The 11,501-nt window shown below is 59.9% G+C and carries 12 protein-coding genes; 1 reads left to right on the top strand and 11 read right to left on the bottom strand.

What is annotated here, in order from left to right; translation table 11 throughout:
- Position 1 precedes the first annotated feature (1 nt).
- Positions 2-2,545: a protein translocase subunit SecD gene (gene secD / locus I2G20_RS03875; RefSeq protein ID WP_425502622.1), complete on the bottom strand. Its 2,544-nt coding sequence runs from the start codon at positions 2,543-2,545 to the stop codon at positions 2-4.
- A 94-nt stretch (positions 2,546-2,639) separates the two neighbouring features.
- A complete protein-coding gene (yajC, locus tag I2G20_RS03880; RefSeq protein ID WP_196258380.1) occupies positions 2,640-2,975 on the bottom strand; it encodes a preprotein translocase subunit YajC in 336 nt (111 codons plus the stop codon).
- Between the two features lie 167 nt (positions 2,976-3,142).
- On the opposite strand from yajC, the gene I2G20_RS03885 reads away from it, so the two are divergent.
- Positions 3,143-4,030 carry a DUF815 domain-containing protein gene (locus I2G20_RS03885; RefSeq protein WP_196258381.1) on the top strand — a complete coding sequence of 296 codons (888 nt, stop codon included), beginning with the start codon at positions 3,143-3,145 and terminating at the stop codon, positions 4,028-4,030.
- 70 nt (positions 4,031-4,100) lie between these two features.
- Here I2G20_RS03885 and I2G20_RS03890 read toward each other — a convergent pair whose 3' ends face one another.
- From I2G20_RS03890 to I2G20_RS03930, 9 genes are all read right to left on the bottom strand, one after another.
- Positions 4,101-5,240, bottom strand: a complete 1,140-nt coding sequence (locus I2G20_RS03890) for a peptidoglycan DD-metalloendopeptidase family protein (RefSeq protein WP_196258382.1) — start codon at positions 5,238-5,240, stop codon at positions 4,101-4,103.
- 121 nt (positions 5,241-5,361) lie between these two features.
- Positions 5,362-6,024 (bottom strand): protein-L-isoaspartate(D-aspartate) O-methyltransferase, encoded by a 663-nt coding sequence (locus I2G20_RS03895; RefSeq protein ID WP_196258383.1) that lies wholly within the window; start codon positions 6,022-6,024, stop codon positions 5,362-5,364.
- 5 nt (positions 6,025-6,029) lie between these two features.
- The gene (gene surE, locus I2G20_RS03900; protein ID WP_196258384.1) at positions 6,030-6,800 is read right to left on the bottom strand and encodes a 5'/3'-nucleotidase SurE; all 771 of its coding nucleotides are present in this window, start codon (positions 6,798-6,800) and stop codon (positions 6,030-6,032) included.
- A gap of 9 nt (positions 6,801-6,809) precedes the next feature.
- Positions 6,810-8,114: a serine--tRNA ligase gene (gene serS, locus I2G20_RS03905; protein WP_196258385.1), complete on the bottom strand. Its 1,305-nt coding sequence runs from the start codon at positions 8,112-8,114 to the stop codon at positions 6,810-6,812.
- Between the two features lie 72 nt (positions 8,115-8,186).
- Entirely contained in the window at positions 8,187-9,005 is an 819-nt protein-coding gene (gene tatC, locus I2G20_RS03910) for a twin-arginine translocase subunit TatC (protein ID WP_196258386.1), read from the bottom strand.
- Between the two features lie 3 nt (positions 9,006-9,008).
- The gene (gene tatB, locus I2G20_RS03915; protein WP_196258387.1) at positions 9,009-9,566 is read right to left on the bottom strand and encodes a Sec-independent protein translocase protein TatB; all 558 of its coding nucleotides are present in this window, start codon (positions 9,564-9,566) and stop codon (positions 9,009-9,011) included.
- Between the two features lie 36 nt (positions 9,567-9,602).
- Complete coding sequence (gene tatA / locus I2G20_RS03920) at positions 9,603-9,830, bottom strand: twin-arginine translocase TatA/TatE family subunit (RefSeq protein WP_196258388.1); 228 nt, start codon at positions 9,828-9,830, stop codon at positions 9,603-9,605.
- A gap of 156 nt (positions 9,831-9,986) precedes the next feature.
- Positions 9,987-10,673 carry an SMC-Scp complex subunit ScpB gene (scpB, locus tag I2G20_RS03925; protein WP_196258389.1) on the bottom strand — a complete coding sequence of 229 codons (687 nt, stop codon included), beginning with the start codon at positions 10,671-10,673 and terminating at the stop codon, positions 9,987-9,989.
- Positions 10,670-11,443, bottom strand: coding sequence for a segregation and condensation protein A (locus tag I2G20_RS03930; protein ID WP_196258390.1), 774 nt, complete (start codon positions 11,441-11,443; stop codon positions 10,670-10,672). Before I2G20_RS03930 ends, scpB begins: the two co-directional genes overlap by 4 nt.
- Positions 11,444-11,501 lie beyond the last annotated feature (58 nt).

Genomic DNA, 11,501 nt, shown 5'->3' on the forward strand with positions numbered 1-11,501 from the left:
GCTATACCGAAGCGCCGTCCGCACGCCGCTCGGGTTTGGACTTGTCGGCAACGGCATCACCGCGGGTCTTGACCCCGAGATAGAGAAGGATCGGCGCCGACACGAACAGCGAGGAATAGGTGCCTACGAGTACGCCCCAGGCCATCGGGATGGTGAAGTTCCGCACAACCTCACCGCCGAAGACGATCAGCGCCATCATGGCGAGGAACGTCGTAACGCCGGTCAGGACTGTACGCGACAGCGTCTGATTGAGCGATATATCGATCATCTCCGAGAGGCTCAAACTCTTGTATTTGAGCATGTTCTCCCGAATCCGGTCGTAAATCACCACCGTGTCGTTGAGCGAGTAGCCGATCACCGTCAACACCGCCGCAATACTGGCGAGATTGAACTCGAGTTGCAGCAGAGTGAACAGGCCGACGGTCAGGATGACGTCGTGGATCAGCGCGAGCATCGTCCCGACACCGAACTGCCATTCAAACCGAAGCCAGACGTAGATGGTAATGCCGATCATCGCAAAGATGACACCCAACGTCCCGGCAAATGCCAATTCACTCGAAACCGTGCCGCTGACGCTTTCGGTTCTTCGTACTTCGTACTCGTCGCTGACCGCTGCGATTACCTGGTTGACCGCCTGTTGCTGTTCAGCATCCGTGCGATCCTGCGTGCCAAGCCGGATCAGGACGTCTTCCGGTGTGCCGAAGGTCTGCACCTGAACCGGGCCAAGGCCTAGATCCCCCAGTTGGGAGCGCAATGCTGCGATATCAGCCTCGCCTTCCCGCGCCTGCACCTCTATCGCGCTGCCCCCGGTAAAATCGATGCCGAAATTGAAGCCGCGTGTAAATTCGAGCCCGAGCGCACCCAGTGCCAGGACGATGGAAAGTGCAAACCCGACTTTGCGCAGCGACATGAAAGGCAAGCGCACGCCGTCCGGGATTAGCGATATGAGACTGATCTTGACCTGCTTGGGACGCCGCCAGGCGAACCATAGACCAATCAGCGCTTGGGTAACGAGATAGGCGCTGAACATCGTGGTCAGCACACCAAGCGCAAGGGTTACGGCGAAGCCCTGAACCGGGCCGGAACCGAGGAAGAACAACACGACGGCGGCGATCAGCGTCGTCACGTTGGCGTCAATGATGGTCACCATCGCCCTTTTAAATCCGGCCTCGACCGCCTGGTATGGTGATCGGCCAGATTGAAGTTCTTCCTTGATGCGCTCAAATATCAAGACGTTCGAATCCACGGCAAAGCCGATGGTCAGAACGATACCGGCTATCCCCGGCAGCGTGAGCGTGGCCCCCAATACCGACAGGGCCGCAAAAATCATACTGATATTGATGACCAGCGCGATGTTGGCAAAAATACCAAACCGGCCATAAGCCAGCAGCATGAAAACAACGACGGCAATCGTGCCAACGATGCCCGCGACGATGCCGCTCTGAACCGAGTCGGCACCAAGGCTCGCCCCAACGGTGCGTTCTTCGACGACGTCGAGGGTAGCCGGGAGCGCCCCGGCCCTTAGTAACACGGCAAGATCGCTGGCGGATTCGGACGTGAAATTGCCCGAGATCTGGCCGGATCCTCCGGTAATCGGCTGTTGGATCACGGGCGCTGTGATGACCTGTCCGTCGAGCACGATGGCAAAGCGACGCCCCACATTGTGGGAAGTGATTTCCCCGAAAGTGATCGCGCCCTGAGTGTTGAACCGGAAGGTCACGACAGGACGGCCATTCTGGTCGAACGCAGGCTGGGCATCCACGAGCTGTTCGCCCCCGAGAGAAATGTCCTCGTAGAGCAATTCCTCGAACCCGTCAGCGCTCGGCACAATCATCGTTCCTGATGGCTGTCCCTGAGCGCGTGCCTGTTCGGCCGTCATGGAAGGATAGACCATATGGAACGTCAGCCGCGCCGTTTGACTGATCAGGTCCTTCAGGCGCCCCGAATCGTCAAACCCAGGCACCTGGACCAGAACGCGATCCTGTCCCTGACGCTGAATGACCGGCTCGGTCGTACCCACTTCGTCGATGCGCTTGCGAATAACCTCGAGCGATTGGGCGACGAGCGCCGACATACGGTCGGCAATGCCTTCTTCGGTCAACGTAATACGGATTACGTCAGTGCCGACCAGTTCGATCGCGGTTTCGGGCGTCGAAGCGCCGGCAAAAACTCCCGTTTCGACCACGGTCTCGAGAGGCGAGAGGAGCTGGCGTGCCTGATCGCGCTGTGCGGGCTCGGTCAACTGGATGTCGAGCACCGGACCGCGTGTCGTAATGAGGTTGCCGATCCCCTGATTTACAAGGATCGAACGCGCTTCGCGGCGTATGTCGCCAATCCGGCCCTCAACGATATCGTTGCGGTTGACCTGCAGCAGCAGGTGGGCGCCACCCTGAAGATCGAGGCCGAGCACAACACGTTGCTGAGGCAGAAAATCGGGCCACCCGGCCAGCGAGTCGTCGTCAAGAAAGTTCGGCACCACCAGCAACATGCTGAGCAATGAGACGAGAATGATAAATGCTGTCCGGATTGGCGAGGTTTTCATGATTTTCTAGGGTCGTCCCTGATGAACTAAAGCGCCAGCGCTGGCCGCGCTGGCGCAGGATTGTCGCGCCGTATTGGCGAAGGAGGCCGTTCAGGTCTCAGGCGTTGTCGTTGACCGGCTCCGACTTGGTCCGGACATCGGCGATCATCGACCGCACCACCTTGACCTTCACACCTTGGGCAACTTCGAGTTCGAGATCCTCGTTCTCGACCACCTTGGTCACCTTGCCGACGATCCCGCCGCTGGTCACCACCGTATCGCCGCGCTTGATGGCCTCCAGCATGGCCTTGTGCTGTTTCATACGCTTCTGCTGCGGGCGGAATATAAGGAACCAAAAAATGGCAATAAGCAGGATGATCGGGATAAAACTCGAAACAAAATCCATACCCGTAGGCGCGGCACCGGTTTGCGCGAAGGCGGGGGTTACGAACATAGACAGACTGCTCCTTGGCTCTGCTTGTCAAAGCATGGCGGATTGCCCCATATAGGGACCGTTTGCGGCTTTGGGAGGTTCAGCCTGCCCAAAAATCGCGCGGACTATACAAGCGCACCCCATGAAAGGCAAAGCCTATCAAGCGCGCCAAAGGAGCCTTTCCACCAGTGGACACGAACGATCAGCTTGCCTCGATTGCCCGGGCCCTCGAGGATATTGCCAAGACGCTCGGCACCGTCGCCGGCACGGCCCGTCCGACGCCTGAGCTCAGCGATGGCATTGATGCCTACCTGTGGGACGGCACCCATGAGATGCTGATCCCCGTATCGGCGGTAAACCGGGTGCCTTTGACCCTGCTGCGTGGCGTCGCGCATCAGCGCGATATCCTTCTGGAAAACACGCTCGCCTTCGCCCGGGGCCATGGCGCCAACAATGCCCTCTTATGGGGCGCGCGCGGCATGGGCAAAAGCTCGATGGTCAAGGCGATTCATGCTCATATTGCCGCAAATCCCGAGCCTGGGATGGGCCGGTTGGTTCTGGTCGAAATCAATCGCGAGGACATAGCCACTCTCCCCGGCTTGCTGCGTTTCATCACTAAACGGGGGGAACGGTTCATCGTCTATTGCGACGATTTGAGTTTTGATCGGGACGAAACGAGCTACAAGGCGCTGAAGTCGGTTCTCGATGGCGGGCTCGAAGGCCGTCCGGCCAACACCCTGTTCTATGCCACCTCAAACCGCCGTCACCTGATGCCGCGCGACATGATCGAAAACGAGCGCTCTACGGCGATCAATCCGAGCGAGGCTGTGGAGGAGAAGGTGTCGCTTTCAGACCGCTTCGGGCTTTGGCTCGGTTTCCATAACTGCGATCAGGATACCTACCTCGAAATGATCCGGGGCTATGTGAGCCATTACGCCATCCCGGTGGAAGAGGCCGAACTCCGCGTCAAGGCAATTGAATGGGCGGCTACGCGAGGCGCTCGTTCGGGCCGCGTCGCCATCCAGTTCGTGCGTCACCTCGCTGGAGCCAAGGGACAAGCGATCCAGGACGTCTGAGAGCACCTAGTAATGAAAAAGCCCGCCGGGCGCTGTGCTCGGCGAGCTTTCGATTTCTATAGATGAGCGCTTATCCAGCCAGCAGCGGTGCCGGGTCCACAGGCGTTGCGCCACGACGTAGCTGGAAATGAAGCTGCGGGCGGCTCACGGAAGCGCCGGTCATGCCCACGGTACCGATGGCGTCGCCGCGATTGACCGTGTCGCCCTTGACCACGCCCATCGTCTTGAGATGCGCATAAGCCGAGACGTAGCCGTTGGCGTGTTTGATGAGGATCAGATTGCCGTAGCCCTCGACAGCGTTCCCGACATAGATGACCTCGCCGGTCTCAGCGGCGCGGACGGTCGTACCTTCCGGCGCTTCGATATTGATGCCTGTGCCGCGCGATGCGGCAAAGTCGGTTATGACGCGTCCGGAGAGCGGCCAGCGGAACTTGTCGGAAGCGGCAGCCGGCGCAGGCTGGGTTGCTGCGGCAGCAGGCTGCTGAGCGGGCACGGCAGCGACTTGCTGAGCGGGCTGCTGGGCTGCGGGCGCAGGCTGGGTTGCTGTGGACGGCGGGGCAAGCGGCTGGGTCGCAGGGGCAGTGGCAACTTGTACCGGCTGCTGGCCACGTTGAGCCAGAAGATCGGCCCGGCCCGGAATGATGAGACGTTGACCTACGCGAATACTGTCAGGCGCCGTGATATTGTTGGCGGCGATGATATCGGTCGCGCTTACGTCATAGCGGCGGGCGATCGTGTAGAGCGATTCGCCTGAAGCGATGGTGTGCGTATAGGTGTCGCCCGAGACCACGCCGAGCTGAGGCGCGCTGGAGCCCGGCGCTGCGGGCAAGGACTGGGTGGGTGCGGATGCAACGGCGGTATGAGCAGGCATGGCTGTGGTACTCGTTACTGATGGCTGCAGAGGCGGAAGATCCTGGGTGGCAACCGCGCCCTGCCCGCCAGCAGGCTGGGCAGTGGTGCGGTCGATGATGACGGGCTGATTGGCCGTTGCGTAGGTGGGCGATCCGCCGCCGATATTGGCAGGCGGAATGAAGTTCGGCATGGGCTGCCCTGAAGCCGCTCCGGCCGTTCGTCCGGAAGACCCCGTCACCGTGGGATCGGTTCCGAACGATCCCATCGAGGAGCACCCCGCAAGAACAAGTGTCGCTGCAACAATTGCTACAGCCGACGCCGACCTGCGAAGATTGGAAAGGGTGTCGCGATTACGCATGGGACTGCTCGTCAACTCATGTACTCGATATAATTAGAGTTAAACTGTTAAGGTAAAGACGAGCTTAAAGGCGCACACTCGGTACGAGCTGTCGCCGCTTTTTTCGAACGGGCAAGACAAATCAGAGATTGCGCGCTCGCCCCGGGATCAATGGCGAAAGTCGTACAAGGCCGTGCTCGCTTTCGAGGAAACTGTCGTCAACCCGCTCTACCCGGACAATCGATTGCCTGTCGGAAGGCGCACCCACCGGCACAACGGCAACGCCGCCATCGGCAAGCTGGGCGATAACATCTTCAGGGATTTCAGGGACCGAGCCGGTCAAGAATATCCTGTCGAACGGCGCCTGCTGGGACAGGCCGCCAAGGCCATCGTCGTTAAGCCCGACGATGTTCGTAAAACCGATCTGTCTCCAACGGATCTGTGCTGCGCTCGCCAGCGCGCGGTGTCTCTCGACGGTGAAAACGCGCCGCGCCATGCGCGACAGAAGGGCTGCCGAATAGCCGGACCCCGTGCCAACTTCGAGCACCTTGCTCGCGCCCTGCGGCGCCAGCACCGCGATCATCGTCGCGAGAATCGTAGGAGCGGTGATCGATTGCCCGCATTCAATCGGCAACGATGATTCGCGATAGGCGTATTCCGCATAGTCGGCGGGAACGAAGACTTCGTGCGGCACGATTTCGAAGGCGCGCAGGATATCGCCGTCGGTGATCCCCAGCTGCCGCAGATGCAGGATCAGGCCGGCCCGCGCTTCCCAGAAATCGGTAACGCCGCCGCCCTCTTCCATCAGGATCAGGTCCTCGCGAGCGGCAATCGCCCGTCGAACTTCGCGATCAGCGCCATATCGGTCTGTTGCAGAAGCAAGGGGGTCACCGTGATTTCGTTGTTCTCATGCAAGATATGGAAATCGGCGCCCGGGTCCAGTGGTTTGGGTGTTTCGAGAATCGCGACGAAGTGCTTGCCCGCATTGTCGCTGGGATAGAGCTCGAACGGGGAATGGGAAAATCGCTGATGCGGCACAAGTCGGATACCCCTGACGTCATCGACCATGCACATCGGAAAATTGACGTTGAAATACGTGTCCTGTCCCCGGGCGATTTCGACAATGGCCTCGATCGTCTCCCTCCCGAAGGCCTTGGCGGGTTCCCAATCGATTCGGCCGTCGCCCTTTGAAAAATCCATCGACTGACTCAGCGCGATGCCGATGGCCCCGTGAAGGGCTCCTTCCCGCGCGCCCGCCACAGTACCCGAGCAGTGCATGATATCGCCCAGGTTTTGGCCGCGATTTATTCCCGACAGCACGAGATCGGGCTTTTTGTCCTTGAGCACGTGGGAGACGCCGGCCACGACGCAATCGGCCGGCGTGCCATCGAGCGCGAATATTCTTTCCCCGCGCTCTTCCAACTCAATCTCATATCCGAAGGTGAACCGGTGCCCCGTGCCGCTCTGGTTAGCGGCGGGAGCGACGACCCAGACATCATCTGAAATCGAGCGTGCGATATCGAGCAGAACCGCCAGTCCCGGCGCCTCCACGCCGTCGTCATTGGTCAGGAGGATGCGCAAGAAAGCCTCCTAACCACCGATTTTCGTGATTCCACCCATATAGGGCTGGAGCGCGGAGGGAATCGAAATCGAACCGTCCGCGTTCTGGTAATTCTCCATCACCGCGATCAGCGCACGCCCGACGGCAACGCCGGACCCGTTGAGCGTATGGACAAATTGCGGCTTGCCGTCCGCATCGCGATAGCGCGCATCCATGCGCCGCGCCTGGAAATCGCCGCACACCGAAACCGAGGAAATCTCGCGATAGGTATTCTGGCCCGGCAGCCAGGCCTCGATGTCATAGGTCTTCTGTGCACCGAACCCCATATCGCCCGTGCACAATGTCATGACGCGATAATGGATACCGAGACGCTTCAGCACTTCCTCGGCACATGTCAGCATTCGCTCATGCTCATCGCCCGAGGTTTCCGGCGTCGTGATGGACACCAGTTCCACCTTGTTGAACTGATGCTGGCGCAGCATCCCCCGCGTATCCCGCCCGGCCGATCCGGCTTCGGACCGGAAACATGGCGTTAGCGCAGTGAAGCGCAGGGGGAGTTCGCCTTCGCTGAGAATGGATTCGCGGACGAGATTTGTGAGCGGAACTTCTGCAGTAGGGATAAGGCCGAGTCGGCTGTCCCCATGTGGCACGAAGAACAAATCTTCCTCGAACTTTGGCAACTGGTTCGTACCGAACAATGCCTCGTCGCGTACCATCAACGGAGGCTGGACTTCCGTATAGCCGTGCTCATTGACATGCAGGTCCAGCATGAACTGACCGATAGCCCGCTCGAGCCGCGCGATTTGCCCCTTGAGGATGACGAAACGGCTACCAGAAAGCTTTGCCGCGCCCTCGAAATCCATCCCGCCCATCCGCTCGCCGAGCTCATAATGCTCCTTGGGCGCAAAGTGCAAATTCGGTTTTGCCGGGCGTGTAGCCTCGGATTCGTTGGGCCGGAAATAGGGCTGGTTGTCATGCTCGTCTACGCCTTCCGGAACCTCCACCAGTGGGATATTCGGTATGCCCGAAAGCGCATTGCGCAGTTCTTCCGTCAGCGCTTTCTCGCTTGCATCAAGTTCGGCCAGCCTGTCCTTGAGACCGGCAACCTCCGCCATCAGCTCGGCCGCCCGCGACTCGTCCTTCTGAGCCTTGGCCTGCCCGATCTGCTTGGATGAGGTATTGCGCTTTTCCTGCACCGAGTTGAGTTCGGTGACAATCGCGCGGCGCTTCTCGTCAAGGGATATCAGCGAGGCCGAAAGCGGAGACTGCCCGCGCTTGGCGAGAGCAGCATCGAAGGCTTCGGGATTAGCGCTGATCCACTTGATATCGAACATGTTCGTAAGTCCGCTCGGGGTTTGAATAAGGCGTTACTGCCTAGCCGAGACGCGCTCCGAAAACAAGAAGACCTAGCTTTCGATGTCCTTTAGGAGTTCCGCTTCGCGCGCAAGCCGGCGCTTTTCGACGATCCGTACCGCGATGATCGAAAGCTCGTAGAGCAAAAGCAACGGCAGCGCGAGGCCAAGCTGGGAAATGGGATCGGGCGGGGTCAGGAATGCCGCAAGCGTAATGACCACCACGATGGCATATTTGCGCCAGCTCTTGAGATTGGCTTCGCCCACAATCCCTATCTGCGCAAGGAGCGTCAGTATGACTGGAAGCTGGAAACATACGCCGAATGCCAGCAGCAGTGTCATGACGAGGCTCAGATATTCGGAAACCCGAGTCACCATCTCGATGGTCACGCCGCCGGTGTCCACCTGCTGCATCCCAAGGAAAAATCCGAGCGCGAGCGGCATCACGCCGTAATAGACGACAGACGCGCCGATGATGAAACAGATCGGGGTGGCGATGAGATAAGGCACGAACGCCATGCGCTCGTTCTTGTAGAGCCCGGGCGCAACGAAAGCGTAAATCTGACTCGCGATGATCGGGAAAGCGAGAAAGATGGCCGAGAACAGCGCGACCGAAAGCTTGGTGAAAAAGAACTCCTGCGGCGCCGTGTAGATCAGTCGCACGGCCTCCGGGCTGCCCGCAGCCGCGATGAACGGGCCAAGCAGGAAATTATAGATGTGATCGGCGACGAAAAAACACGCGACGAACAGCAGCGCGAGCGCGATTACCGAATAGATCAGGCGCTGGCGCAACTCCGCCAGATGCTCGATCAGCGGCGCCTCGCTGGACTTGAGGTCATCGTCCGGTTCGGTGGGCTTGCCAGTTGTGGCCATCGCTTATCCCTCCCCCGCGCCGACATCCGGAGTGGCAGGCTTGGATGTTTTCTTTTTGGGCGATGCCGCTTTCGCCGGTTTGGCTTTCTCGGGTTTGACCGCTGCTTTGGCCGCTGGCTTTACAGCGGGAGGTTTGGGCTTGGCAGCCAACGGTTCCGAGGCGGGCGCGGAAGATGCCTTCGCCGCCTTGACCGTTTTTTCCGGCAAGGTGGGCGCTATGCCTGCCTGGGCGCGGATTTCGTCAACCACGCTTTCTTTGGCGGGATCGCTTGGCTTGATCTTGCCTGACGGCAAAACCTTGCCGTCGCGCATGGTATTGAATTCCCGGGAGATTTCGGCGCTCGTCTTCTTCAGGGGATCGGAAATCGCCTTTTGCGCTTCCTTGAACTCGTCGGCGGCAATCGCCTTGTCGATTTCGCGCCGGAACTCGTTGCTCATACGGCGGACCGAGCCCATCATGCGGCCGACATTGCGCAACAACATGGGCAGGTCCTTGGGACCCACCACAATAAGCGCCACAGCGGCAATCACGAGCATCTCGCTCCAGCCGAGGCCAAGCATCGGGATATATCCTTAAAGGCGAAATAGCACGGACTGTCAGGCGTCCTTGCTGCGGTCGATTTCCTTGGCTTCGTTGAGCGTGGCGTCGCGTGTGGGGGCCTGCTCGATCTCCGCAACAGCCTTGTCGTCGTCCTCGGACATCCCCTTCCGGAATGCCTTAATGCCGCCTGCGACCTCGCCCATCAAATTGGCGATCTTGCCGCGTCCGAACAGCAGCAGCACCACAAGAGCGATGATCAGAATACCCCAAGGTCCGGGATTCATATGGGTAACCTCCTTCGGTGGGCCGGAAACGTGTTGCTCCGGCCTCGGCCATTTCCTTGTGACAGATATTGTCAAACAGCGTCGAAAACAAGGAAGAGTTATACGACAAACGGCATTCTCCGGCCCGAAACGCGTCCAGACCGCCAGCAGGTAGCGCTAGATTTCCCGATCCTCGGTCTCGGTTTCGACGGGTTCGGCGTCTCCCATGTCATCTGGGTCGAGCGGGTCCTCGTCTTCCCGCAGCCCCCCGTCATGGGGTAGCGGCATCTGGAAGCTCGCCGGCAGGCGGCTTGAGAGTAGACCTGCGCCCTTGAGTTCTTCGAGGCCAGGCAGGTCACCGAGCGTTTCGAGCCCGAAGTGATCGAGGAAGCCCTCGGTCGTTCCATAGGTAACGGGTCGGCCCGGGGTCCGGCGCCGCCCCCGCATTCTGATCCAGCCAGCCTCCATCAGAACATCCAGAGTGCCCTTGGACGTCGACACCCCGCGAAGCTCTTCAATCTCGGCCCGCGTTACCGGCTGATGATAGGCGATTACGGCCAGGGTTTCGAGAGCGGCACGCGAGAGCGGACGAGATTCGGTTTCTTCACGCCGCAACAGGAAATTGAGGTCTTCTGCGGTTCGAAAAGCCCATTTTCTGCCCCGCTGTACGAGATTGACCCCGCGTCCGGAATAGCTTGCCTGCAACTCCCTTGCCAACGCCTCGACATCTGCAGTCTCAGAGAGAAAGGGTTTGACGTCGCCAAGTTCCACCGGCTCGGCAGAAGCAAACAACAGAGCCTCGAGCACGCGCAAGTTGCGCGCATGAAGTTCCGGCTGGTCGGAATGCTCCAAGGGATCATTCATGAGGCAATGTCCGACCGCCGCCGTCTCACGAGCAAAGGAGCGAAAGCCGCGTGCTGGCGCAACTCCACCTGTCCCAGTCGCACCAGTTCGAGCGAGGCGGTAAACGTCGAGGCGAGCACCGTGGCACGCTCTTCCGGCTGCCCCAGATAATGAGCAAGATAGCTGTCGAGCGAGACCCACTCGAAATTCTGCCCGATCAGCCTTTCGAGAATCTCTCGCGCTTCCTGCAAGGCCCAGACGGTGCGTTTATGCGGAGAATATTCGGCCGGGATACCGCGCTCGCGCTGCATCGCATAGGCCCGCAACAACTGGTAGAGATCGGCTTCCCATAGGCAGTGTCGCGTGATGGAGACCGGCTCCGGCATGCCGCGGGCAAAGACGTCGCGTCCGAGCCTTGGTCGGTTCATGAGCCGCGCGGCGGCTTCTCGCATCGCCTCGAGCCGCGCCAGCCTGAACTGCAGCAACGCCGCCATTTCCTCACCGGTCGGCTCATCGTCATCGGCCTGCTGGGGCACCATCAGCCGGCTCTTGAGATAAGCGAGCCACGCCGCCATCACGAGATAATCAGCGGCGATCTCGATGCGCTGCTGGCGGATGGTTTCGATAAAGGCGAGGTACTGCTCGGCGAGCGCAAGAACAGAGATCTGCGCAAGATCGACCTTCTGCTTGCGCGCCAAATCGAGCAACAGGTCGAGCGGCCCTTCGTACCCCCCGACGTCCACATGCAGCACGGCATCGATGTCCGACCGGATCTGCGGCGCGTCATTCATCCAATCTGACTGCGTATCGACCATAAAGAATAAAATGCCGCTCGAGAAACGCCAAGGG

The organism is Pelagibacterium limicola (assembly GCF_015694405.1).
GTDB classification, from domain to species: Bacteria; Pseudomonadota; Alphaproteobacteria; order Rhizobiales; family Devosiaceae; genus Pelagibacterium; species Pelagibacterium limicola.

What these genes read in the sequence shown, in the direction of transcription:
- tatA (WP_196258388.1), bottom strand. Translation starts at nt 9,830, where the DNA reads ATGAATCCCGGACCTTGGGGTATTCTGATCATCGCTCTTGTGGTGCTG.
- I2G20_RS03930 (WP_196258390.1), bottom strand. Translation starts at nt 11,443, where the DNA reads ATGAATGACGCGCCGCAGATCCGGTCGGACATCGATGCCGTGCTGCAT.
- yajC (WP_196258380.1), bottom strand. Translation starts at nt 2,975, where the DNA reads ATGTTCGTAACCCCCGCCTTCGCGCAAACCGGTGCCGCGCCTACGGGT.
- serS (WP_196258385.1), bottom strand. Translation starts at nt 8,114, where the DNA reads ATGTTCGATATCAAGTGGATCAGCGCTAATCCCGAAGCCTTCGATGCT.
- I2G20_RS03890 (WP_196258382.1), bottom strand. Translation starts at nt 5,240, where the DNA reads ATGCGTAATCGCGACACCCTTTCCAATCTTCGCAGGTCGGCGTCGGCT.
- scpB (WP_196258389.1), bottom strand. Translation starts at nt 10,673, where the DNA reads ATGAATGATCCCTTGGAGCATTCCGACCAGCCGGAACTTCATGCGCGC.
- tatC (WP_196258386.1), bottom strand. Translation starts at nt 9,005, where the DNA reads ATGGCCACAACTGGCAAGCCCACCGAACCGGACGATGACCTCAAGTCC.
- I2G20_RS03895 (WP_196258383.1), bottom strand. Translation starts at nt 6,024, where the DNA reads ATGGAAGAGGGCGGCGGCGTTACCGATTTCTGGGAAGCGCGGGCCGGC.
- tatB (WP_196258387.1), bottom strand. Translation starts at nt 9,566, where the DNA reads ATGCTTGGCCTCGGCTGGAGCGAGATGCTCGTGATTGCCGCTGTGGCG.